Raw genomic sequence first — 26,416 nt, 5'->3', positions numbered from 1 at the left:
TATTTATGCCGAGGTGGTGGAATTGGTAGACACGCTATCTTGAGAGGGTAGTACTTTTATTAAGTGTACGGGTTCAAGTCCCGTTCTCGGCAATTCTGATATTATATTTAATTTCATGTATATATTAATTTTAATATAATAAAATCCCCAAAGAGCTTGGGGATTTTATTATATTAAAATTAATATATACATGAAATTAAATATAATATCAGAATGATTAATATTTTCTGTAAAAAATTAAGATAAAATGTTTATAAATTAATTTTATTTAAAATTTAATATATATTGTTAACCTTCGTAATATTATTTTTAAAAATTTTAAATAAAGTACATTATTATTATTTTGTAGATTTTTATAATAAAATAATTTTTATTCCACAATATTATTGTATAAACTGAGGTAAACTAAGATGAATAAAGAAATCTTAGCTGTTGTGGAAGCTGTTTCTAATGAAAAATCTCTTCCTCGTGAAAAAATTTTTGAGGCGTTAGAGAGTGCATTAGCAATAGCAACTAAAAAAAAATATGATCAAGAAATTGATGTACGAGTAAAGATTGATCGAAAAAATGGAAGTTTTGAAACATTTCGTCGTTGGTTAGTAGTTCATGAAGTATTTCATCCAACGAAAGAAATTACATTTGAAGCTGCTCAATTTGAAAACAATTCAATAAAAATTAATGATTATATAGAAGATAAAATAACATCAGTTATATTCGATAGAATAACCACTCAGACAGCAAAGCAAGTAATTATTCAAAAAGTAAGAGAAGCTGAAAGAGCAATGATTGTAGATCAATTTCAAAGTCATTCTGGTAAAATCGTGACAGGAATAGTAAAAAAGATCAATAGAGATAGTATCACTTTAGATTTAGGAAATAATGCTGAAGCATTAATTTTAAAAGAAGATATGTTACCGAGAGAAAATTTTAGATTAGGTGATCGTATAAGAGGCGTTCTTTATGCTATTTATCCTGAAGTTAGAGGCATTCAACTATTTGTTAGTAGATCAAAACCTGAAATGTTAATTGAATTGTTCAAAATAGAAGTTCCTGAAATAGGAGAATCGATTATTGAAATAAAAGCAGCAGCTCGTGATCCAGGATCTAGAGCTAAAATTGCGGTCAAGAGCAATGATAAACGAACTGATCCAGTTGGTGCTTGTGTGGGAATGAGAGGAGCTCGTGTACAAGCAGTATCTAGTGAACTATGTGGTGAACGAATTGATATTGTATTATGGGATGATAATGCAGCTCAATTTGTTATTAATTCTATGGCTCCTGCAGATGTTTCTTCTATTGTAGTAGATGAGGAAAATCGTACAATGGATATTGCTGTAGATTCTAGAAATTTAGCTCAAGCTATTGGAAGAAATGGTCAAAATGTTCGTTTAGCTTCCCAACTTAGTGGTTGGGAAATTAATGTTATGACAGTTGATGATTTAAAAATAAAACATCAAAAAGAAGCTGATAAAATTTTAAATATTTTTAAAGAGTATCTACAAGTAAATGAGAAATTTTTAAGAATTTTAATTGAAGAAGGTTTTTCTTCGATAGAAGAATTAGCTTATATCCCGTTTGAAGAATTGCTTAATGTTAATAATATTGACAAAGAATTAGCTTTATTAATTCGATCAGAAGCAAAAAAAGCTTTGACAATAATAGAAAAAAAACATCAGGAGAAATTGAGAGAAAAACAACCTAAACAAGAATTATTAAATTTAAAAGGAATGAATCAGATAATAGCTTCTAAATTAGCAAAAAAAAATATTTATGACTTAGAAGAATTAGCTGATCAAGGAATAGATGATTTAGTTGACATTGAAGAACTTAATATTAATACAGCTGGTTCTTTAATTATGGAAGCACGTAATATATGTTGGTTTAATAAAAAGAATTAAAATAGGAGAGAATTTAATTATGGAAATAAATATAAAAAATCTAGCTAATGAAATGAAGATTTCAGTAGAAAAGTTAATACAAAAATGTATTAGCGCAGGTATTCTAAAAGACAAATATGATTATATCACTTCTCATGAAAAAGAAATCTTAGATAAGTATTTAAAGAATACTAGTTCTATTTTAAAAAATACATTAACTTTAAAAAGAAAAACTCGTAGTATTTTGAATATATCTCATATGGGAGGAAAAAATAAATGTATACAAGTTGAGATTAGAAAAAAGAAAACATATACTAAACCAAGTAAAGAAATTCAAAGTAATATATTAAAAGATATCACTTTAATTTCTAAAGATAGTAAAAGTAATTTATCTATTATAGGAAAACAAAATGACAGCGCAATTTATCCTAACAAAAATATTATTAAAAATCGTTGTGTTTTTAGTAATTTAAAACGAAATATAACATCTAATAAAGTTAAGAAAAAATCACACAATTTATCTAATAATATTCAAAATAAAAATAATATTTTTAAATCAGAAGAGTTAAAGCGTCATACAGAACAATATTCTTCTTTTAATAGTAAAAAAACAACTAAAGATAGAACAATAAATAGAAATCAATCGTCGATAATACGTCATAATAATAACATTTCTAATGTTATTCGTACTAATCATCGTCGTAATAGCAATAGTGGAATAGAAGTTAATTATCGATTAAATAGTAATAAAATTAAAACAAATTTACGTCATAAAAAAAATAAAAATTATTTTGAAAAAAATAGTAACTATAGAGATTTAAAAAAGTCTACTCATTTAGAAAAAAATAATAATAATTATAGTAATAGTGCTCTACAACAAGTATTTAAAAGACCATCATACGTAGTAAATCGAGATATAATTATTCGAGATACAATTACGGTATCTGAATTAGCTAATAAAATGGCAATAAAAAGTTCTGATTTAATTAAAATTATGATGAAATTAGGTTATATTGTTACTATTAATCAAAATCTTAGTAAAGATATAGCACAATTAGTAGCAGAAGAAATAGGGCACAAAGTTACTATATATTATGATAATGCATTAGAAACAAAGGTCATGAAAAATCGACATACTCATGATAAATCTGTGCAATCTCGTCCTCCTATAGTAACTATCATGGGTCATGTAGACCATGGAAAAACATCGTTGTTAGATTATATTAGGTTAACTAAAACTGTTTCTCAGGAATCTGGTGGTATCACTCAACACATAGGTGCATACTATATTGAAGTAAATAATAAAATTATTACATTTCTAGACACTCCTGGTCATGCTGCTTTTACTGCAATGAGAGCTCGTGGAACTAAAATTACAGATATGGTTGTTTTAGTTATTGCTGCTGATGATGGAGTAAAACCTCAGACAATTGAAGCTATACAACACGCTCAAGCAGCATCAGTACCTATATTAGTAGCAATTAATAAAATAGATAAGTTAAATTCAGAACCGGATAAAATTAAAAATGAATTAATGAAATACAATATTGTTCCAGAAGAATGGGGGGGTGATAATATTTTTATAAACGTTTCAGCTAAATCAGGAGAAGGAGTTAATAACTTATTAAGATCTATTTTACTACAAGCTGAAATTTTAGAATTAAAGGTAATCTATAATGGCATGGCTACAGGCTTGGTTATTGAATCGTTTTTGGATAAAGGAAAAGGCCCAGTTGCTTCAGTTTTAATAAAAGAAGGAATTTTAAAAAAAGGAGATATAGTATTATGTGGATTAGAATACGGAAAAGTTCGTGCTATAGAAAATTCTTTAGGACAAGAAGTTCAATCTATTAGTCCTTCTATTCCAGCTAAAATATTAGGTTTGTCAGGAGTTCCTATAGCTGGAGATAAAATTATTGTTGTAAATAGTGAAAAAGAAGCGCGTGAAGTTGCTTTATATCGTCAAAAAAAGTTTAGAGAAAAAAAATTAGCTAAAAAGAAAATATTTGAATTATCTAACATTTTCGAAAAAATAAAAAAAGATAATATTTTAGAACTTAACATTATTTTAAAATCAGATGTTCAGGGTTCATTGGAGGCAATTTCTGATTCTTTAAAAAAATTATCTAATAATAATGTAAAAATAAAAATTATAGGAAAAGGAGTAGGAAATATTACAGAAACTGATGCATCTCTTGCTATAGCTTCAAAGGCTATTATTATAGGTTTTAACGTTAAAGTAGATTTTTCTGCAAAACGAATTATTGAATTAGAAAATATAGATTTACGTTGTTATTCGGTAATATATCATATTATTGATGAAGTAAAAAACTCTATACATGGTATGACATTACCAAAATATAAACGAAAAATCATGGGATTAGCAGAAGTAAGGAACGTTTTTAAATCTCCAAAGTTTGGAAGCATAGCTGGATGTATGGTGATTGAAGGTATAGTAAAACGCAATGATTTTATCCGAATATTAAGAAAAAATAAAGTTATTTATGAAGGAGAATTAGAATCTTTGAGAAGATTCAAAGAAGATATAAATGAAGTAAGAAATGGAGTAGAATGTGGTATTGGAATAAAAAATTATAATGATATTCGTATTAACGATTTAATTGAAGCATTTTGTACATCACGAGTGAAATAAATACAATAAATATTTTTTTATTGTGTTTTATTATGTAAGTAATTGGAGAATTCATTAAATGTTGCAATCTAACCGTTTTTTTCGTGTATCAAAGGAGCTGCAAAAAGCAATATCATGGATTATTTGTCATTCTTTAAAAGATCCTCGTTTAAAAGTATTGATAACAGTATTAGAGGTAGAAACTTCTCGTGATTTTAGTTACTCTAAAATATATATTAGTTCATTCGATAAAACTAAAACATTATTTCCTAAAGATGTAATATTAATATTACAAAAATCTTCACGTTATATAAGATATTTATTGGCAAAAAAAATTTGTTTACGAATTATTCCTACTTTACATTTTATTTATGATGATTCATTTATTAAAGGTATGAAAATAAGTAGTTTAATTGATAGATCTTTAAAAAAAAAATAGTTTAAAAACAAGGATAGTTAAATGTTTCTTAATAAATTTAGAACAGTTGATGGAATATTATTAATAGATAAACCAAGCGGGTTTTCTTCTAATAATATTTTACAAAAAGTGAAGTATATTTTAAATATAAAGAAAGCTGGGCATTCAGGATCTTTAGATCCTATTGCTACGGGTATGCTACTTATATGTTGCGGAGAAGCAACAAAATATTCTCAATTTTTGTTTAATACTAATAAACGTTATCGAGTAATAGCTAAGCTTGGGCAGACTACAAATACGTCTGATTCTGAAGGTAAAGTGATAAAGACTAGAATAGTAAATTTTTTGTTTACGCATTTAATTGAAACTTTAAATTCTTTTAAAGGTGACATACAACAAATTCCTCCAATGTATTCTGCAATTAAATATAAAGGCAAATCATTATATAAATATGCTAGAAAAGGAATTTTTATACCGAGAAAAAGTCGAAAAATTACTATTTATAGGTTAAAATACATTAATTGTTATAATGTATTTTTAGAATTAGAAGTTACGTGTTCTAAAGGAACTTATATAAGAACTTTAATAGAGGATATAGGAGAAAATTTAGGATGTGGAGCGCACGTAATTAAATTACGTAGATTGCAAGTGGATAAGTATCCTATTTCTAAAATGATTACTATAGATCAACTTCAATCGTTAAGTCAATATAGTTCAAAATTATTTTTAAAACAATTATATAAAATTTTAATCCCATTAGATACTCCTGTATTAGATTTTCCAGAAATAAATTTATCTAGTAATGATGCAAATAAAATTCAAAATGGAAAAAAAATAAAAGTTTTTTGTACTTTAAAAAGTTCGTTTTTTCGAATAACAGCAGGAAAAAGTCAAAGTTTTATTGGAATAGGAAGAGTAAATAAAAATCAAGAATTGTTGCCTTATCGTTTAGTTTTAAAACGTAAATTTTAAATAGGTCATTTGCTATAAAAATTATATAATAGTACTATAAATAAAATATTTTAAAACTTTTATTAACCTTTATTTTACTATTATAAGTAATGACGTGGAGTTCTAAATACAATGTCCTTAAACATCATTAAAAAAAGCAATTTGATTTTAACATTTGGTGCTAATGAGAAAGATAGTGGATGTTCTGAAGTTCAAATTTCTTTATTGACAGATAGAATAAATTGTTTACAAAAACATTTTTCTATTCATAAAAAAGATCACGGTAGTAGGCGTGGATTACTAAATATGGTATCACATCGTAGAAAATTATTAAATTATTTAAAAAGAAAAAACATATTACGTTATACGAATATAATTGATCGATTAAAATTACGTCGTTAACTTATAGATCAAAATATATTATTTCTGATTTTTTATAGGATCAATAAAATATTATATTTAAAAAATATTTCTTGAAAATTTAAAAATCAGGTATTCACTTAATGACAATGTTTTTCAAATAATTTCATTTTTGACAAAAGTTTTATCTATTCGTTTAACTTTGATTTCTTTTATTTTAAATAAATGTCATAAATTTTTAAATTCATATTTGATAGATATGTATGTAAATTGTAATATACTAAGGACATTATTTTGTTTAATCCTATTATACGTAAATTTCAATATGGTCAACACACTGTTACGTTAGAAACAGGCATAATGGCTAGACAAGCTACTGCAGCTATAATGGTTAGTATGGATGATACTGTAGTATTTGTAACTGTTGTTGGTCAAAAAAAACTATTGCTAGGTCAAAAATTTTTTCCATTAACAGTAAATTATCAAGAAAGAACATATTCTGCAGGCCGCATACCTGGTGGTTTTTTTCGTCGTGAAGGTAGACCTAGTGAAAATGAAATACTTATTTCTCGTTTAATTGATCGTCCTCTCCGTCCTTTGTTTCCTAAAAGATTTTTTAATGAAGTACAAATTATTGCAACAGTTGTTTCATTAAATCCCCAGGTAAATCCTGATATAGTTGCAATAATTGGTGCATCTGCAGCATTGAGTATATCTGGATTGCCTTTTTTTGGTCCTATTGGTGCTGCTAGAGTTGGTTACATTAATAATGAATATGTATTAAATCCAAGTGTTGATCAAATTAAATCTAGTACTTTGGATTTAGTAATATCCGGAACAAAAAAATCTGTTTTAATGGTTGAGGCAGAAGCTAACATCTTGTCTGAAGATGAAATAATGCAAGCGATAATTTTTGGGCATCGTCAACAACAAGTAGTTATTCAAAATATTAATAGTTTAATGCACGAAGTTAATAAACCTATTTGGGAGAATTATTTATGTCCTATAAATGAACGTTTAAAATTGCGAATAGTTGAACTTTCTAAAAATGATATAAATAGTGCATATAATATTTTTAATAAGAAAGAAAGGTTGGAAACGTTAGATAATATTAAATCAAATGTAGCATTAACTTTAATGAACGAAGATTTCGTTGTAGATGAATCAGAAATAGAATCTATATTTTATGATATTGAAAAAGATACAGTTCGTACTCGAATTATAAATGATAAGATTCGAATAGATGGTAGAAAAAAAGATACGATTCGTGCTTTGGATGTTCGTATAGGAATATTACCTAGAGCACATGGATCTGCGTTATTTACACGAGGTGAAACTCAATCTTTAGTATCGGTCACATTAGGTACGTCTCGAGATGCTCAAAACATAGATGAGTTATTAGGAGATAGAATAGAAAACTTTTTGTTTCATTATAATTTTCCTCCTTACTCTGTAGGGGAAATAGGCATTATAGGTTCTCCTAAGCGTCGTGAAATAGGACATGGAAAACTAGCAAAACGTAGTATACTAGCAGTTATGCCAAAATTGGAAGCATTTCCTTACACAATACGTATAGTTTCTGAAATTACTGAATCAAATGGATCCTCCTCTATGGCTTCAGTTTGCGGTGCTTCTTTGGCTCTTATGGATGCCGGAGTTCCAATATCTTCTTCTATAGCAGGTATAGCTATGGGATTAGTAAAAGAAAAAAATGAATTTATAATATTGTCTGATATTTTAGGAGATGAAGATCACTTAGGAGATATGGACTTTAAAGTAGCTGGTAGTAAAAATGGAGTTACTGCTCTTCAAATGGATATAAAAATTGAGGGTATCACTAATGATATAATAAGATTAGCATTATATCAAGCAAAGAAAGCTAGACTTTATATTCTAAATACTATGAAAAAATCTTTGCAATTTCCAAGAAAAGATATTTCTGAATTCGCTCCTAGAATACATACTATTCAAATTAATCCTGAAAAAATAAAAGATGTAATCGGAAAAGGTGGTTCAGTAATTCGTATGTTAACTGAAGAAACCGGAACTACTATTGAAATTGAAGATAATGGAACTGTTAAAATTTCTGCTATGATACAAGAAAAAGCTAAAAATGCTATTCGTAGAATTCAAGAAATTACTGCTGAAATTAAGGTTGGAAAAATTTATAGTGGTAAAGTAACACGAATTGTTGATTTTGGTGCGTTTGTTTCTATTGGAATAGGAAAAGAAGGACTAGTTCATATTTCTCAGATTTCTAATAAGCGTATAGATAAAGTAGAAAATCATCTTAGTTTAGATCAAAAAGTATTTGTAAAAGTTTTAGAAATAGATCGACAAGGTCGACTACGATTAAGTATTAAAGAAAATAAAAAAGTTTTATATTAATTCTAGTATATATTACAAATAATTTATGTTATAAAATATATATAATAACAATTATTTTATATAACAAGATATCAAGTATATAGTTCTAAATAATTTTATTATATTGCAAAATATTAATTTTGTTTGTTTCAAGTAGTACAAAGCACAATGTTAGTACTTATTAATATTATTGATTGTCTTATTTAAAATATTTACTTGAGGTAAATTGTCAAACATAGAATTATTATAGTTTTTATAACTTTTAATACATTTTTATTATAAAACAAACTCAAATATTAAACGAAATTCATATCTTATTTTATATATACTAGTTTTATTTAATAAAACATATAATTTTAACAATATTTGTATTCGATACAATAAAGAAATTTTAATTATTAAACTCTTATAGAGCATGAGTTTTTTAAATTACCTATTTTAGCCGGTTAACATTGTTCAATGAAAATAAAAAGATATTTTTATTATAAGTTATGTAAACTGGTCGCTTTAACTTAAGAGGCATATATATTTACATGATTCATACTTATAAAGCAACATTTTTTGGTTTAGGTTTAAATTCGTATATCATAAATTCATTAAATGATCTGGGATATATAGAACCATCTCCTATTCAAATAGCGTGTATCCCACATCTTTTAAAAGGAAGAGATGTATTAGGAATGGCACAAACAGGTAGCGGAAAAACTGCAGCTTTTGCATTGCCTCTATTAAATAACATAAAATTAAATTTAAAAATTCCTCAGATTTTAGTTTTAACACCTACTCGTGAATTAGCAGTTCAAGTTGCTGAAGCTTTTTCTTATTTTTCAAAAAAATTAATTGGAATTCATGTACTAGCCTTATATGGTGGACAACGATATGATGTTCAATTAAAAGCTCTTCGTCAAGGGCCACAAATTATTGTTGGTACTCCTGGACGTCTTCTTGATCATTTAAAGAGAGGAACACTTAATTTATCTAATTTAAATGGTTTAGTATTAGATGAAGCAGATGAAATGTTAAGAATGGGATTTATAGAAGATGTAGAAACTATTATGACAAAAATTCCAGCTAAACATCAAACAGCCTTATTTTCTGCTACTATGCCAGACGCTATTCGAAGAATTTCCAAAAGATTTATGAATAATCCAAAGGAAATAAAAATTAAATCCAATACTATCACACGTCCTGATATTCAGCAAAGTTATTGGATAGTTTATGGTAGAAAAACTGATGCACTAATTCGATTTTTAGAAGCAGAAGATTTTTCTGCGACTATTATATTTGTACGTACTAAAAATGCTACATTAGAAGTATCAGAAGCTTTAGAGCGGAATGGTTATAATAGTGCTGCATTAAATGGTGATATGAATCAAACACTCAGAGAACAAACATTAGAAAAATTAAAAGATGGAAGATTAGATATATTAATAGCTACAGATGTTGCTGCGCGCGGGCTAGATGTTGATCGTATCAGTTTGGTTATTAATTATGATATTCCAATGGATGTTGAATCTTATGTTCATCGTATTGGGCGTACAGGTCGTGCAGGAAGAAAAGGTAAGGCATTGTTATTTGTTGAAAATCGTGAACGACGTTTATTAAGAAATATTGAAAGAATAATGAAATTAACTATGATAGAAGTGACTTTGCCAAAGATTGAGTTACTAAGCAGAAGACGATTAGAAAAATTTTCTAAAAAATTACAATTACAATTAAAAAGTTCAGATTTAGATCAATATCGTAATTTATTACCTAAATTACAGCCTTCATCTGAATTAGATATAGAGTCGCTAGCTGCTGCATTGTTAAAAATGGCACAAGGAGAACGTCTTTTAGTTATCAAACCTGATGCATTAATAAATTCTACTAGAAATTCAAAAGATACTAATCGACATGATAATAATAAAAGTAATATTCGATTTCATCGTGATAATAAAGCAAGTAATGTTATGGATCTATATCGCATTGAAGTAGGTCGAAATGATGGTATAGAAGTACGTCATATAGTTGGAGCTATTGCTAATGAAGGAGACATTAGCAGTAAACATATTGGTAACATTAGGTTGTTTTCAACTTATTCTACTATTGAATTGCCAACGGGATTACTAAAAAATCTTTCAAAATTATTTTTACATACTAAAATACTTAATAAGCCTATTAATATAAAATTATTATATAATATGAAATTTAGAAATAATTATCGATTAAGAGATCAGAAAAAAAATTATAATAGTATACATCCAAATTCTAAGAGTATAATTGAACGAAGAAAAACAGTTAAAAATACTCATCAGAAAGACAAAAATTTATCTTTTTATCATAGAAAAAATACTTGATTTTCGATAATGTTTATTAAATTTAAACTTTTGATGGAAATATATAGTTTAATTCAATTAATACGCTATTTTAATGTAAATAGTTATTTTAATAACTATCATAAACTTAATAAAAGATATAATATAAAGTATTATAATTAAATACGTTTGTATTTTTTTTGATAATTTTATAATTTAAATATAAGGCAAAGGAATAAACTCTTTGCCTTTTGCAATATTGTTTTTTAAGAATTATTTTTTTTGTAAGCAATCACTTCAATTTCAATTAAGGCATCTTTGGGTAGATTAGATACCTCAATGCAAGATCTAGCTGGAAAGCAATTAGAATATTTTAAAAAAAAATCTTTATATATATCATTTACGATATTTAAGTATTTTAAGTTAGTTATAAATAAAGTAGTTTTTACGATATCTTTAATGTGCGCGTTAGATTCGTCTAAAATATGTTTAATATTATTTAATATTTCTTTAGTTTGAATAGAAATATTATTGTTATAGTCATTAAAATCACTAGAATTAGAAATTTGACCAGATATAAAGATTAAATTTCCTGCTTTTACTACTGTTTTATAAGGCCCGATAGGATTAGGTATTTTAGACTTATTAATTGTAATGTTCATAAATTATATTCTTTTTATAAATGTTAGTATAAAATTTTTAGAGCATGTATATAATATAATAATATAAAATTTTAGAAGTATTATTGACATTGGTTTAGCAAAATTATATTTTTTTTAAATTCTTTTTCACAATACTTACATACTAGATAAATATCACTATTTTTTTTAAATTTGAAGCTAGAAGCAATTTCTGCATCATTGCTTACACAATTACTGTTAGGACAAGTTAATATTTGGTCTATATGATTAGGTACGGCAGGAAAAATTTTTCCGACTAATTTGTAGTCATTAATATGGTTGACTGTTGCACATGGAGCATAGATAGATAACTGGTTTATTTGATCATCTGTTAAGAATATATTTTCTATTTTTATGAGATCTTTTTTTATTAATTTTCTTGAAGGCAAATTTAATCCTATAGTAATTCGTTGCTCTGTTTCTGTAAATTTAAATAACGTTAATAATTTAAACCCAATTCGAGCTGGAATGTGATCAATTACGCTTCCGCGGTTGATAGCTTCTACTTTTAGTTTGCTAATTTGATTCATATATATCCTTATTTAATATTAATGCTAATAACGCTTGGCGAGTGTACACTCCATTTTTTGCTTGTTGAAAATACCAAGCATACGGAGTTTGATCTACATCTTTGGATATTTCATTAATTCTAGGTAATGGATGTAAAACTTTTAGATTTTTTTTGGCGTATTTTAGATCGTTTTTTTTTAAAATACATTGTGCTTTTATATTAGCGTATTCAGTAGATTCCAGTCGTTCCTTTTGAATACGTGTCATATATAAAATATCTATTTCAGAAATAATTTCTGTAATATTATTATATTTGTTCCAAATAATTTTTTTATCGTACAACATATTATTAATATAACTTGGCATAGTTAATGTATCTGGCGAAATAAAAAAAAATCGGTTATTTTTAAATTTTGATAATGCTTGCGTTAAAGAATGAACAGTTCTCCCATATTTTAAATCGCCTACTATACCTATATTTAAATTGTCTAATGTTTTTTGTGTTTCTTGAATAGTAAATAAATCTAATAAAGTTTGAGTAGGATGTTGATTAGCTCCATCACCAGCATTTATAATAGGAATTTTATTAGAAAATTCAGATGCTAATCGTGCAGCTCCTTCTTTAGGATGACGTATAATAATTAAGTCAGCATAAGTACTAATAACTGAAATCGTATCTGATAAACTTTCTCCTTTTTTCCCAAAAGCAATGTTATTTCCGTCTGAAAAACCAATTACTGATGCTCCTAATCTAAGTATAGCAGTTTCAAACGATAATCGTGTTCGAGTAGAAGATTCAAAAAAGCAAATAGCAATTATTTTATTTTTTAACAAAGTTAAATTTTTTTTTTTAAAATTTTAGAAATATTTAGGATTAGTTCTAATTCTTTTTTAGTTAAGTCATTGATAGATATAATATTTTTTAGATATAAAGATTGGTTTTTCATGTTAATTTTTCTTTGTTTTTAATAAATAAAAACATGTGATTAATATTATAAATTTTATGATAGAAAAATAATATATATGCTTTCGTTAAAATACAATAATTTAAATTTACTTCTATACTAGCAATTAAAATGAAATTTGTACTTTTCTTAATATTTTAATATGAAAAATCTTTTATTAAACTAGTAACTATTAATGCTTTTATAGTATGTAATCGATTTTCAGATTGTTTAAAAATAGTTTTTGCATGTAATTCAAAAACTTCGTTTGTAATTTCTATTCCATTATCTAAATTATTTTTTTTAATTACTTTGTTTCCTATAATTGTATTTTTATCATGGAAAGAAGGAAGACAATGTAATACCCGTGTGTTTTTATTATTTGTTAAATTTAACATATCAAAATTTACTTGATATTTTTTTAACAATTCGATACGATTATTCCATTTTTTTTCTGGAACCCCCATTGACACCCAAACGTCAGTATAAATAAAATCGACATTTTTTACACCTTCTTCAATGTTTTCTGTACAAATAATATTTCCATAGTTCTTTTGTGCTTGTAATTTGCATTTTAAAAAGAATGTCGATTTTGGCCAAAATTTAATAGGTGCAACTAAACGTAAATCTAAACCCATAATGGCAGCAGCTTCTAACCAAGTGTATCCTATATTGTTTTTTACATCACCAATATAAGCACAACTAATATTAGATAATTTTTTAGATGAAAGTATTTCTTTCATAGTTAATAAATCTGCTAATAGTTGTGTAGGATGAAATTCTTCTGTTAACCCGTTCCATACTGGAACATTAGAATATTTATCTAAAATTTCTATAGTCTTATGACTATGTCCACGATATTGTATGCCATTATACATACGACTTAATACTCTTGCAGTATCTTTTATTGATTCTTTATACCCTAAATGAGTACTTCCTGGACCTAAATATGTAACATTTGCTCCTTGATCAAAAGCTGCAACTTCAAAAGCACATCTAGTTCTGGTTGATTCTTTTTCAAAAATTAATACAATGTTTTTATTTTTTAGATAACGTTTTTCTTTATTTTCTCTTTTTAATTTTTTTAAGAAACTAGCAACATTAATAATATGTGTAATTTCATGATTATGGAAGTCTGATAATTTAAGACAGCTTTTTTTATATAATATATTCATTATTATCCTTAATAAATATTTAGTGTTTATAATATCTAAATTATAATAGTTAATAAAGATTGACAATTTATAAAGTGTTTTGATTATATATAAAAGTATACTTTAATACGTTTATTATTACTTAAAAATATATAGTGTTATGAATAAATTTTAATTATAATATGTTAATTTTATTTATCTTTTATCGTTTAACTTTTTATAATTATCTACAACATATTGAAAAATATAACATGAATTAATATTAATTATTTTAAGTATTAATAGTATATAAATGATGTTAAAATTTATGTACTAGTAGTATGTAAATTCTAATTTTTAAAAATTAAATTTTTTTACGTTATAAAATTGAGTTGGATTTAAATTTAATTCAAATTAATCAATATAAAATTAACATATGTTGTAATTATTTTATATATTAGTTTAGGGCAAACGCATTATTAATTTTATACTATAAATAAATTTATAATGTATATATATATTTTATTTTTAGGAGTAATATGAAATACAATATAAATTGTAATAATTTACATCAAAAATATTATGATTGTTTAATTTTTGGATTATTTGAAGATTTAGAAATATATGGATCGATAAAAGATTTAGACATAAATTCTAATGGTTGTATTAGTAAAATGATTAAATCCAAAGAAATAGAAGGGAAAATTGGTCAATTTTTATTATTATATGATCTTCCTAATGTTTCTTCAAAAAGAGTTATTGTTCTTGGATGTGGAAAAAAAAATATTTTTGATATTAATTCTTATCAAAAAGTTATTAAAAAAAGTTTAGATATAGTGTGTAAATTTCCTATTTTTAATATAAATTATTTCTTATCTGAACTCGATGTTAAGAAATTAAATATATATTGGAAAATTAGGTTTGCAATTGAATCTATTCAAAATTATTTATATTATTTTGATAAATTTAAAACCATAAAATTAAATCAAATCATTAAATTTAATAGCGTAACTTTTAATGTATCATCTAATAGTGATATAATGTGTTCTGAGCAAGCTATTTTACATGGATTAGCAATTTCAAAAGGAATAAAATACGCTAAAGATCTTTCAAATACTCCTCCTAATATTTGTACTCCTTCATATATAGCTTTTAAATCTAAGAAATTATCTATCCAATATCCTAACTTTATAAGTACAAGCATTGTTGATTGTAACGATATGAAAAATTTAGGAATGAATGCTTATTTATCAGTTGGAAAAGGATCTAAAAATAAAGCGCTTATGTCAGTAATCAAATATAAAGGATGTAAAGATCATCATTCAAAAAATATTATTTTTATAGGAAAAGGAGTTACTTTTGACTCTGGCGGAATTTCGATAAAACCTTCTTCGCGTATGGATGAAATGAAATATGATATGTCTGGGGCGGCAGTTGTTTATGGATTAATGGTATTTATATCTGAATTAAAATTACCTTTAAATGTTATAGGCATACTTGCAGGATGTGAAAATATGCTTAGCGAAAAATCTTTTCGTCCTAGTGATATATTGAAAACTATGTCTGGAAAAACGGTAGAAATCTTAAATACAGATGCTGAAGGTAGATTAGTAATTTGTGATGTATTAACTTATGTAAAAAAGTTTAATCCCGATGTAGTTATTGATATTGCTACTTTAACTGGTTCTTGTATTGTAGCATTAGGAAATGATATAACTGGATTAATGTCTAATAATATTGCATTAGCAAAAGATATAGAGAAATCTGGTTATCAAACCAATGACAAAGTATGGCAATTACCTTTATTTATGGAATATTATAAAAGCTTAGAATCAAATGTAGCCGATATGAACAATACTGGAGGAAAATTTGCTGGGGCTATTACTGCTGCTTGTTTTTTATCTAAATTTGCTGAAGAATACAAATGGGCTCACTTAGATATCGCTGGTACTGCATGGATCTCAGGAGATAAAAAATGTTCTACAGGTCGTCCTATGTCATTACTTTCTCAGTTCCTTTTAAATAAATTAAAAAATTCAAAATATTAAAGTATATGTAATTTTTTGTTACATATTTGAATTATTATTTAACATAATATTACTAAATTTTACTAATAATAAAAAAATGAAAAAAAATTTTAATCCTATAGAAATTGAAAAAAAATTATATGAATTTTGGGAAAAAAATGGATATTTCAAACCTAATTTAGAACATAATAAATCTAATTTTTGTATCATATTACCCCCACCAAATATAACTGGAACTTTACATATAGGACATGCGTTTCAATATACGATTATGGATATTTTGATAAGATATCATCGTATGCAAGGAAAAAATACTCTTTGGCAAGTAGGTACAGATCATGCTGGTATTGCTACCCAAATTGTCCTTTCAAAAAAAATATTAGTGAAAGAAAAAAAAACTCTTCAAGAATATGGTAAGAAAAATTTTATAAAATTAGCATGGAAATGGAAAGAAAAGTCTATAAAGATTATTACTGATCAAATGCGTCGATTAGGTATGTCTGTAGATTGGGAAAAAGAAAAATTTACTTTAGATCCTGAAATGTCTAAAGCAGTTAAAGAAGCATTTATAATTTTATATAATCAAAAATTAATATATAAAAGAAAAAAATTAGTTAATTGGGATCCTGTGTTAAAAACAGCAGTTTCCGATCTAGAAGTACAGAATCGTGATTCTATAGGAAAAATGTGGTATATAAAATATCATTTGATTCAAGATAATGTTAACCTAGTTAATCAAAAACATCATAAATATTTAGTAATAGCTACTACTAGACCTGAAACATTATTTGGAGATACAGCAATAGCAGTTCATCCTAAAGATACAAGATATAATAAATTTATAGGAAAAAAAGTATTAGTTCCATTAATTAATAGGATTATTCCTATTATCGGGGACAATTTTGTACAAATGGATAAAGGAACTGGATGTGTTAAGATTACTCCTGCTCATGATTTTAATGATTTTGAAGTAGGATTACGTCACAGCTTGCCAATGATTAATATTTTAACAATTAATGGAAATATTTCTCATACTTTACAGGAATATAATGTAAATGGAGCACCTTCTTTTTTTTACAATGAAAAAATTCCATCTCAATTTCATAATATGAATAGGTTTCTAGCAAGAAGAAAAATTATTAATGAATTAAAAAAATATCAACAGTTAGAGAAGGTAGAAATTCAAACTGTGACAACTTTATACGGGGACAGAAGTAATTCTATTATTGAACCATTTCTAACTGATCAATGGTATTTAAATATTTCTTCTTTAGCAAAAAAAGCATATGAATCTGTAAAAAGTGGAGACATTAAATTCATTCCAAAAAAATATGAAAATATTTATTTTTCTTGGATGAAAAATATAAAAGATTGGTGTATTTCACGACAGTTATGGTGGGGACATCAAATTCCTGTTTGGTACGATAATAAAAATAATGCATATGTTGGTTATGATGAAAATAATGTAAAGAAAATATATAAATTACCTAATAATATAATATTAAGACAAGATACTGATGTATTAGATACATGGTTTTCTTCTGGTTTATGGATATTTTCATCATTAGGATGGCCTAAAAATACTAGAACTTTAAAAACATTCTATCCTACTAATGTAATTGTAAGTGGTTTTGATATAATTTTCTTTTGGATTGCTAGAATGATAATGCTTAGTATGCATTTTATGAAAGATAGTTGTAGTCAATCACAAATTCCTTTTAAAATAGTTTATGTTACTGGGTTAATTTGTGATGAAAATGGACAAAAAATGTCTAAATCAAAAGGTAATGTCATTGATCCATTAGATATGATTGACGGGATTCTATTAGAAAAATTAATAGAAAAAAGAACAAAGGATATACCACAAACTAAATTAAAATCTCAAATTATCCAACAAACCAAAAATATGTTTCCTAATGGAATTTCTGCAACAGGAACTGATGCTTTAAGATTTACCTGTGCAGCGTTAGCTAGTCCTACGAGATATATTAATTGGAATGTTAATCGTCTTCATGGTTATCGAAATTTTTGTAACAAATTATGGAATGCTAGTCGATTTGTATTACTAAATATTAACAAACAAAAAATAATAAATGACGAAAAGAATGTTTTATCTATAGCTGATCAATGGATTTTGTTAGAATTAAATGATACAGTAAAAAAATATAGACAAGCTTTAGACACTTATCGATTTGATATAGCATCTAATATACTATATGAATTTGTTTGGAATAAATTTTGTGATTTTTATATAGAATTAGTAAAAGCATTTATTATATCTTGTTCACATCTAGAGTCTATTGGAACTAAATATACTTTATTGCGTGTATTAGAATCAATATTATGTTTATTACATCCTATTATTCCATTTATAACTGAAGAAATTTGGCAAAAACTTCAAGTTATCTCAAAAACTAGCGATACTAATACTATTATGTTAAAAAGATTTCCAGAATATGATACAAACTTTAAAAATAACGTCGTTATAAAAGATATGAAGTGGATTAAAAAGATAGTTCTCATTATACGGCAATATCGTTCAAATATGAAGTTGTCTTATAAAGAGTTAATATCTATATACTTTCGCAATGTTAATTCAAAAATACTCAAATTAATAGAGAAATATAAAGAATATTTAAAACAAGTTTTATATTTAAAAGACGTATATATATTATCTAACAACAAATGTAATTTATCTTTTACATCACATATAATAACTGGAGCAGAATTGTTAATTCCTATATTAAGTTATTTTTCTAAAGACATAGAGCTAAAAAGAATAAAAAAAGAAATATTAAAAATTAATTCTAAAATAGACATTTTAAAAACGAAATTATTAAATGTAAATTTCTTAAAGTATGCTCCATATGAAATAGTTTCGAATGTAAAAAATCGTTTATGTCAATATCAATCAGTATATGAACAATTATTATTGAAAGAAAAGAAATTGTTATAATATTTTATCTATATTATATTTTAGCTTTACGTGCATTTTATTTATTCATTTCAAAATATTATATTTTCTAAATTTTAAGGAAATAGTATATTATGATTCTACTACATAATTTAATTTCTAATAAAGAATTAAAAAATCGTATGCTATTTGATAATGTACCTCGTATTACAGTTTCTTTTTATAAGTATTTTTTTATTAAAGATGTTCAAAAGTTTAGAGACGATTGGTACATCAATTTTAATAGTTTAAAAATATTTGGAAGAGTATATGTAGCTCAAGAAGGAATTAATGCACAAATAAGCATTCCTATAAATATATACAATGATGTTAAAAATTTTATTTATTCTTATTCTGATGCTTTAAATAATGTATATATTAACGAATCGTTAGATAATAAAAAATCTTTTTGGGTATTACGTATAAAAACTAAAAAAACTATTCTTTTGGACGGTTTGCATAGAAATAGTTATAACTTAAATTATTCTGGAATATATTTAAATGCTTTTGATGTTAATAGAATATTTAATCAAAAAGATGTAATATTTTTAGATATACGTAATCATTATGAATATAAAATAGGTCATTTTGAAAGGTCTATTAATATTCCGGTGAATACTTTTAGAGAACAATTAAAAGAAATTGTTGTTTTTTTAAAAAATGAAAAGAACAAAAAAATTGTAATTTATTGTACAGGAGGAATTCGATGTGAAAAAACTTCGTCTTGGATGGCATATAATAAATTTAAATATATTTATCAGATACGAGGGGGGATAATTGGATATGTTAATGATGCTAGAAAAAATAATTTGCCTATTTATTTTAAAGGAAAAAATTTTGTTTTTGATGAACGAATAAGCGAAGTAGTTTCAAACGATATTTTATCAAAATGTTTTCAATGTGATGAATATTGTGATGCATATAAAAATTGTCACAATAATTTTTGTCACAATTTATTTATTCAATGTATTAAATGTTCTAAAAAATTTAAAAATTGTTGTTCTCAAAATTGTATAGCTAAAATATCAAATAGGTAAAAACTATTTCAAGAATTTTCTAATCACAATAATATCAAATTATTGTATATGTTACATAATAAAATATAAATTAACATATTTATTTTTAGAAATTACTATGTATATTTTTAAAATATTTTTCTATAAAATATGTAATTATTTAATGTGTTTTATTTAGAGGCTTATTTTATGGCAATACAAAGTAGAATTCGTATTAAAATTAATTTTTATTAATTATTATCTTAGTTATCATTATGTAATTCTAAATATTCCCATCTTAAAAGTTGATTTTCTAATTTTATTTCTGCATTTTTTAATTGATGTAATATCTCTTTTTTTTCGTTTGATAGCGAGCAAAAAAAATTTGAAGTGTTTATTTTATTCTGTAATTTATGTATATAATTTTCTATTTTTTCTATCTTTCTTGGTATGTTTTTTAGTTCTTTTTTTAAATCGTATTTTAAAGTTTTAGAAATCAATTGATTTTTAATTGACATTTTTTTAATATTATTTTTTATATAAAATTTTTTTAGATATGGTTTTTCAACATTTGTTAACTCTTTTATTTGTGGAAAGTTTAAATATATATTAATATGCCCATTATCTTCAAAATTCCAATATTTATTAGCTACGTTTTCTATAAATTTTTTATCATGGCTAACTAATAATATTATTCCTTTATATTTTTTTAATGCAGATTCCAAATTTTTTAGTGATTCTAAATCTAAATCATTAGTTGGTTCATCTAATATTAATACATTGCTTTTTTTTAAAAATAGCTTAGCTAGAAGTAGTTTGTTTATTTCCCCTCCTGATAATACTTTGGCTTTTAGTTTTATTTTTTCTTTTGAAAATAAAAAATTTTCTAAGTATTTTAGTTTGTGATATTTTTTATCATTAATAATAATTTCTTCGTTTTTATAAGATAAATTATCTAATATAGTTTTTTCAAGATTTATTTTGGTTCTTTTTTGGTCAAAATATGCTATTTTGATGTTTGTATTACAATCAATAGTTCCACTATTTGGTTTTAATTTATCTAATATTAATTTTAATAATGTACTTTTTCCACTTCCATTAGTTCCAATTAATGCAATTTTTTCGCCTTTTTTTATAGTATCAGAAAAATTATTAATTAGAATAGTTTTATTTATATGTAAACAAATATTTTTTAATTTAAAAAAAACATGCCCTTCATAATTATCTTCATTAATTAAAATTTTTATTTTTTTTGTAGTATTTTTTTTAGACTCCTTTGCATTTATCATATATTTTAGATTTTTTATTCGACTTTCATTTTTAGTAGAACGAGCTTTTATTCCACTATTAGACCATAATTTCTCTTTTTCTAATTTTTTATTGAATTTTGTTTCATTTATTTTAACTATGTAATCATTACAAGATTGATAATTTAAAAAAGAATTATAATCACCTGTCCATGAAATCAAATTTCCGGATTGTAAATGAACAATTCTAGTAGATAGGTTTTTTATAAAATCTCGATCATGAGAAATAAATAACAAACTAATAAGATGTTTTTTTAAAAATTTTGTTAACCAATTAATTGTAATAATATCTAAATGATTTGTAGGTTCATCTAATATAATTAGATCGGGTTCGCTTATTAGTATTTTACCTAGTTCTACCTTTCTTAACCATCCTCCAGAAAGTGTAGATAATGCAGAATAGCTTTTTAACCCAAAAATTTTAATAATATTATCAATTTTTTCTTTTCTTTTCCATAACTTTTTTTTATCAAATATTTCTTCTAATTGAATTAATAGTTTAATATCATTTTTAGATGTTTTTAATTTTTTATTATTTAAAACATAAAAATGATGTTTTAAATATTTTGATTCTTTTCCTATTCCTTCACAAATAAATTCATAAATGGATTTAGTATTGTTATGTATGACATTTTGTTCTAAATATTCTATTTTTATATTTTTTTTATATACAATAGAACCATGATCTAATGGTTCTTTTTTTGAAATAATGTTAAGAAAAGTAGATTTTCCTGTCCCATTATTTCCTATCAAACAAATACGTTCTTTTTCATCAATTTTAAAATTAACATTTTTCAATAATTTATTTTGATTAAGTATAAAACTTGCATTTTGCATATAAACTAATGACATAACTAGCCTCTTAAAATTAATAGTTAAATATTAATTAGAAATATATTATAGTATGATATGATTATACAGATTTCAATAATTATTAATTTAATTTAAATTTAAAATATTAATAATTGATTATTATATTTTACATAAATTAGAATATAATTTAATTTAATAAAAATTTCATAAGTTTAAAACATTGTATTTACAAGTACTTTATAATGTTTTTTATTACTTTAGGGCCTTTATATATTAGTGAAGAATATAATTGAAGTAAATGTGCTCCAGAATATATTTTTTCTCTAGCAGAAATCAACGAATCGATTCCACCTACTCCAATAATAACAAGTTTATTTTTTAGTTCTCTACTGAGTATTTTGATAACATTAGTACTTTTTGATTGTAATGGTTGACCACTTAATCCGCCTATTTCAGTACTATATTTTAATCCTTTTATTAAAGAAAAATCTAATGTAGTATTGGTTGCAACTACTGCTTCTATATCGTATTTTATTAAATTTTCAGAAATATAAATAAGTTCTTTTTCTGACAGATCAGGGGATATCTTTATCGCAATTGGGACATATTTTTTATATATTTTACTTAATTTTTCTTGTGTATGCTTAATTCCAATAAGTAGTTGTTCAAAAAGTATTCCATACTGTAAATCTCTTAATCTCTGTGTATTAGGAGATGATATATTTATAACAATATAGCTTGCAAGATTATAGATTTTTTTCATACAATAAATATAATCTAAAATTCCTTTTTTAACGGGTGTATTTTTATTTTTTCCTATATTTACCCCAATTATCCCTTTAAAAGTAGTTTTTTTTAAATTTAATATAACTTGATTAATTCCGTGATTGTTAAATCCCATGTGATTTATTAATGCATTAGCTGGAATTACTCTAAATAATCGAGGTATACTATTTCCATATTGAGGTTTGGGAGTAACAGTTCCAATTTCTATAAATCCAAACCCCATTTTTGAAAAACTGTCAATATACATCCCATTTTTATCTAATCCAGCTGCTAATCCTAAAACATTTTTAAAATTTAGTCCCATATATTTAACAGGTTTATATAAGAATGTATTAGAATTTATGCTCTTTTTATTAAAATGTGTTTTTAATTTTAAATACTTTAATATTAATGAGTGTGATTTTTCTGGATCTAATCGAAATAATATATTACGAATTAAATTATACATTATATAATACCTAAAGCATGTTCTATAATTTAAATTTATATTTAAAGTGATTGTGAATGCATATGTATGTATTATATTAATATATTATAGGAATATTTTACAATAGTTATCAACTAATAGATGTATATGTGAAATATAATATGAAAAAATATAATTCTCTTATATTAAAGGCTTTTTTAGATACTGATGCTTATAAATTTCATATGCAACAAGCTGTATTTTATTATTATCATGATGTTACTGTATCTGCAAAATTTTTATGTCGAGGAATTAATTTTTATGGAAGCTATTCCAAAACGTTAATTGACCAAATTGAAATGATGTCTGATGATTTGTATCTTACTCATGATGAATATATATACATGTCTTCTTTTCCTTTTTTTAAACAAGAATATTTATTATGGTTAAAAAAATTTCGATACGATACTTCACAAGTTAATATATGTAACGAAAATGGAAGATTATGTATTTATATAAATGGATTATGGAAAGAAGTGATATTATGGGAAGTACCTTTATTGGCATTAATCAGTGAAATTGTTCATGAAAATGAATCACCTAATGTTACGTCAAATATTGCTATTTGTCATTTGAAGAGAAAGATTGTTAATTTTCATAATATTACTAAAAATTTGGATATATCAAAATTAAAAATAATAGATTTTGGAACTCGAAGAAGATTTTCTTATAATATTCATTTATCTATAATAAAATTTTTAAAGACAAATTTTCCATGGTTAGTTGGATCTAGTAACTATCATATTTCTAGAATATTAAACATTAATCCAGTAGGAACTCAATCTCATGAATGGTTTCAAGCACATCAACAAATTAGTCCTATTTTGATAAATAGTCAAAAAATGGCATTAAAAATGTGGTTAAAGCAATATAAAAAGCAATTAGGTATTGCTCTTACAGATTGCATTTCTATGGATTCTTTTTTAAGAGATTTTGATTTTAATTTAGCTAATAGATATCAAGGATTAAGACATGATTCTGGTGATCCATTTAAGTGGGGAGAAAAAGCTATTAAACATTATCAATCTTTAGGAATTAATTCTTTAAAAAAAACACTATTATTTTCAGATAACTTGAATTTTACTAAAATAATAGATTTATTTCGATTTTTTAATGGAAGAATAAATACTATTTTTGGAATAGGAACAAAATTAACTTGTGATATTCCTATGGTAAAACCTTTAAATATTGTAATTAAATTAATAAAATGCAATGGGAAGCCGGTAGCTAAGATTTCGGATAGTCCAGGAAAAACAATTTGTTTAAATAGATTATTTGTAAAAACTTTAAAAAAAACATTTAATCTATAATCAAAAAATAAATTTTATACTATATTTAAAATAATAAAAGGATAATATTATGGATGTAGTTTCTATATCTAATATACATTGTAATAAAGTTAAGATAAATAAATATATTAGTATAAGAGGATGGGTAAAAAATAGAAGAAGTTCAAAATCTGGTATCTCATTTATTGATATATATGATGGATCATGTTTATATATAATGCAAGTTATAGCACGTAATACTTTATCTAATTATTATCAAGAAGTTATAAAATTAACGGTGGGTTGTTCAGTTATTGTTAACGGAACTTTAATAAGATCTTTGAGAACAAATCAATTATATGAAATTGACGCAAAAGAAGTTCAGGTTATTGGATGGGTTGAAAATCCATCGAGTTATCCAATGTCATCTAAAAAACATACTATTGAGCATTTAAGAAAATATTTTCATTTAAGACCTAGAACTAATTTTATTGGAGCTGTTTCTAGAATTAGACACTGTTTATTTCATACGTTGCATCAGTTTTTTCATGAAAAAGGATATTACTGGATTTCAACACCTATTATAACGGGATTAAATGCTGAAGGTGGAGGTGATATGTTTAAAGTATCTACATTTGATTTTTCAGATATTCCTATAAACAATTCTTTAGAAGTAGATTTCAAAAAAGATTTTTTTGGAAGAAAAAGTTATTTAAGTGTTTCAGGTCAGCTAAATTTAGAAGCGTATGCATGTGCATTATCAAAAGTTTATTCTTTTGGTCCTGCATTTAGAGCAGAAAACTCAAATACTAGTAGACATCTTTCTGAATTTTGGATGTTAGAAGTAGAAGTTGCTTTTTTTAAATTAAATGATTTAATTGTATTATCAGAAGACATGTTAAAACATGTTGTTAATGTTGTATTAGAAAAATGTTTGATAGATATTGAATTTCTAAAAAAAACTTTAGATAAAAATATTATTTCACGACTTAAAAAATTTTTAAAAGATAAATTTGTTAAAATAGAATTTAAAGAAGCTATAAATATTTTAAAAAAATCTAATAAATTTCCATCAAAGTCAATATTTCCAGAAATGGACTTGACATCAGAGCATGAGAGATATCTTGTAGAAAAATATTTTAATTTTCCAGTTATAATTATAAATTACCCTAGGTCTCTTAAAGCTTTTTATATGAAATTAAATCAAGATAATAAAACTGTTTCAGCTATGGATATATTAGTTCCTACTATTGGTGAAATTTTAGGCGGTTCTGAAAGAGAAGAAAAATTAGATATTTTAGATAAACGATTTTCTGAATTTAAATTAAAAAAAGAACATTATTGGTGGTATAGAGATCTTCGAAAATATGGAACCGTACCACATTCAGGATTTGGACTAGGTTTTGAACGTTTATTATCGTATATAATAGGAGTTAAAAATGTAAAAGACGTATGTCCATTTCCCAGAACAGTAAATAATATTAATATTTAATCAATAATATGGATATTTCAATGATTAAAAATAATTAAATTTACAAAACTAACATAAAATCTGATATTGATATATTAATATTTTATATTAATCAAATAGTATTATTGATTTTAAAATCATAATTAAAAAATTTTAAGTGA

At 24.6% G+C, this 26,416-nt stretch carries 17 protein-coding genes, 1 tRNA gene and 1 pseudogene; 13 read left to right on the top strand and 6 right to left on the bottom strand.

Going from position 1 to position 26,416, the window contains the following annotated elements; genetic code table 11:
- Window positions 1-7 precede the first annotated feature (7 nt).
- The 8 genes from UAT33_01780 to UAT33_01745 all read left to right on the top strand — a co-directional run bounded on the left by UAT33_01780 (window position 8) and on the right by UAT33_01745 (window position 10,944).
- Window positions 8-92: transfer RNA gene (locus tag UAT33_01780), tRNA-Leu, on the top strand.
- Between the two features lie 318 nt (window positions 93-410).
- On the top strand, window positions 411-1,898 hold the full coding sequence (nusA, locus tag UAT33_01775; protein XBC43669.1) for a transcription termination factor NusA: 1,488 nt from the start codon (window positions 411-413) through the stop codon (window positions 1,896-1,898).
- 16 nt (window positions 1,899-1,914) lie between these two features.
- On the top strand, window positions 1,915-4,530 hold the full coding sequence (gene infB, locus UAT33_01770; protein ID XBC44111.1) for a translation initiation factor IF-2: 2,616 nt from the start codon (window positions 1,915-1,917) through the stop codon (window positions 4,528-4,530).
- 58 nt (window positions 4,531-4,588) lie between these two features.
- Window positions 4,589-4,948 carry a 30S ribosome-binding factor RbfA gene (gene rbfA / locus UAT33_01765; GenBank protein ID XBC43668.1) on the top strand — a complete coding sequence of 120 codons (360 nt, stop codon included), beginning with the start codon at window positions 4,589-4,591 and terminating at the stop codon, window positions 4,946-4,948.
- 21 nt (window positions 4,949-4,969) lie between these two features.
- The gene (gene truB, locus UAT33_01760) at window positions 4,970-5,899 is read left to right on the top strand and encodes a tRNA pseudouridine(55) synthase TruB (protein XBC43667.1); all 930 of its coding nucleotides are present in this window, start codon (window positions 4,970-4,972) and stop codon (window positions 5,897-5,899) included.
- Between the two features lie 111 nt (window positions 5,900-6,010).
- The gene (gene rpsO / locus UAT33_01755; protein XBC43666.1) at window positions 6,011-6,280 is read left to right on the top strand and encodes a 30S ribosomal protein S15; all 270 of its coding nucleotides are present in this window, start codon (window positions 6,011-6,013) and stop codon (window positions 6,278-6,280) included.
- Between the two features lie 252 nt (window positions 6,281-6,532).
- On the top strand, window positions 6,533-8,626 hold the full coding sequence (gene pnp / locus UAT33_01750) for a polyribonucleotide nucleotidyltransferase (protein ID XBC43665.1): 2,094 nt from the start codon (window positions 6,533-6,535) through the stop codon (window positions 8,624-8,626).
- Between the two features lie 512 nt (window positions 8,627-9,138).
- Window positions 9,139-10,944, top strand: coding sequence for a DEAD/DEAH box helicase (locus tag UAT33_01745; GenBank protein ID XBC43664.1), 1,806 nt, complete (start codon window positions 9,139-9,141; stop codon window positions 10,942-10,944).
- 224 nt (window positions 10,945-11,168) lie between these two features.
- Here UAT33_01745 and UAT33_01740 read toward each other — a convergent pair whose 3' ends face one another.
- From UAT33_01740 to argF, 4 genes and pseudogenes are all read right to left on the bottom strand, one after another.
- Complete coding sequence (locus tag UAT33_01740; protein XBC43663.1) at window positions 11,169-11,564, bottom strand: RidA family protein; 396 nt, start codon at window positions 11,562-11,564, stop codon at window positions 11,169-11,171.
- Between the two features lie 80 nt (window positions 11,565-11,644).
- Entirely contained in the window at window positions 11,645-12,112 is a 468-nt protein-coding gene (gene pyrI / locus UAT33_01735) for an aspartate carbamoyltransferase regulatory subunit (GenBank protein ID XBC43662.1), read from the bottom strand.
- Window positions 12,099-13,039, bottom strand: a pseudogene (gene pyrB / locus UAT33_01730) (aspartate carbamoyltransferase). The gene pyrI and the pseudogene pyrB overlap by 14 nt, the downstream one beginning before the upstream one ends.
- Before the next feature lie 155 nt (window positions 13,040-13,194).
- Window positions 13,195-14,211: an ornithine carbamoyltransferase gene (argF, locus tag UAT33_01725; protein ID XBC43661.1), complete on the bottom strand. Its 1,017-nt coding sequence runs from the start codon at window positions 14,209-14,211 to the stop codon at window positions 13,195-13,197.
- A gap of 497 nt (window positions 14,212-14,708) precedes the next feature.
- On the opposite strand from argF, the gene UAT33_01720 reads away from it, so the two are divergent.
- From UAT33_01720 to UAT33_01710, 3 genes are all read left to right on the top strand, one after another.
- The gene (locus UAT33_01720; protein XBC43660.1) at window positions 14,709-16,217 is read left to right on the top strand and encodes a leucyl aminopeptidase; all 1,509 of its coding nucleotides are present in this window, start codon (window positions 14,709-14,711) and stop codon (window positions 16,215-16,217) included.
- A gap of 76 nt (window positions 16,218-16,293) precedes the next feature.
- Window positions 16,294-19,152, top strand: coding sequence for a valine--tRNA ligase (locus UAT33_01715; GenBank protein XBC43659.1), 2,859 nt, complete (start codon window positions 16,294-16,296; stop codon window positions 19,150-19,152).
- A gap of 92 nt (window positions 19,153-19,244) precedes the next feature.
- Window positions 19,245-20,186: a rhodanese-related sulfurtransferase gene (locus UAT33_01710; GenBank protein XBC43658.1), complete on the top strand. Its 942-nt coding sequence runs from the start codon at window positions 19,245-19,247 to the stop codon at window positions 20,184-20,186.
- Window positions 20,187-20,407: 221 nt separating this feature from the next.
- Here UAT33_01710 and UAT33_01705 read toward each other — a convergent pair whose 3' ends face one another.
- Window positions 20,408-22,303 carry an ATP-binding cassette domain-containing protein gene (locus UAT33_01705; GenBank protein XBC43657.1) on the bottom strand — a complete coding sequence of 632 codons (1,896 nt, stop codon included), beginning with the start codon at window positions 22,301-22,303 and terminating at the stop codon, window positions 20,408-20,410.
- Window positions 22,304-22,490: 187 nt separating this feature from the next.
- Window positions 22,491-23,501 (bottom strand): quinone-dependent dihydroorotate dehydrogenase, encoded by a 1,011-nt coding sequence (gene pyrD / locus UAT33_01700; GenBank protein ID XBC44110.1) that lies wholly within the window; start codon window positions 23,499-23,501, stop codon window positions 22,491-22,493.
- Window positions 23,502-23,638: 137 nt separating this feature from the next.
- On the opposite strand from pyrD, the gene pncB reads away from it, so the two are divergent.
- Window positions 23,639-24,826 carry a nicotinate phosphoribosyltransferase gene (gene pncB, locus UAT33_01695; GenBank protein ID XBC43656.1) on the top strand — a complete coding sequence of 396 codons (1,188 nt, stop codon included), beginning with the start codon at window positions 23,639-23,641 and terminating at the stop codon, window positions 24,824-24,826.
- A 49-nt stretch (window positions 24,827-24,875) separates the two neighbouring features.
- Window positions 24,876-26,276: an asparagine--tRNA ligase gene (asnS, locus tag UAT33_01690; protein XBC43655.1), complete on the top strand. Its 1,401-nt coding sequence runs from the start codon at window positions 24,876-24,878 to the stop codon at window positions 26,274-26,276.
- Window positions 26,277-26,416: the final 140 nt, after the last annotated feature.

The sequence above is a fragment of the Buchnera aphidicola (Floraphis choui) genome (assembly GCA_039830045.1).
Lineage (GTDB): Bacteria > Pseudomonadota > Gammaproteobacteria > Enterobacterales > Enterobacteriaceae > Buchnera_B > Buchnera_B aphidicola_AX.
Note: the sequence above shows the minus strand (reverse complement) of the source record. Positions and strands in the feature narration are given on the sequence as shown.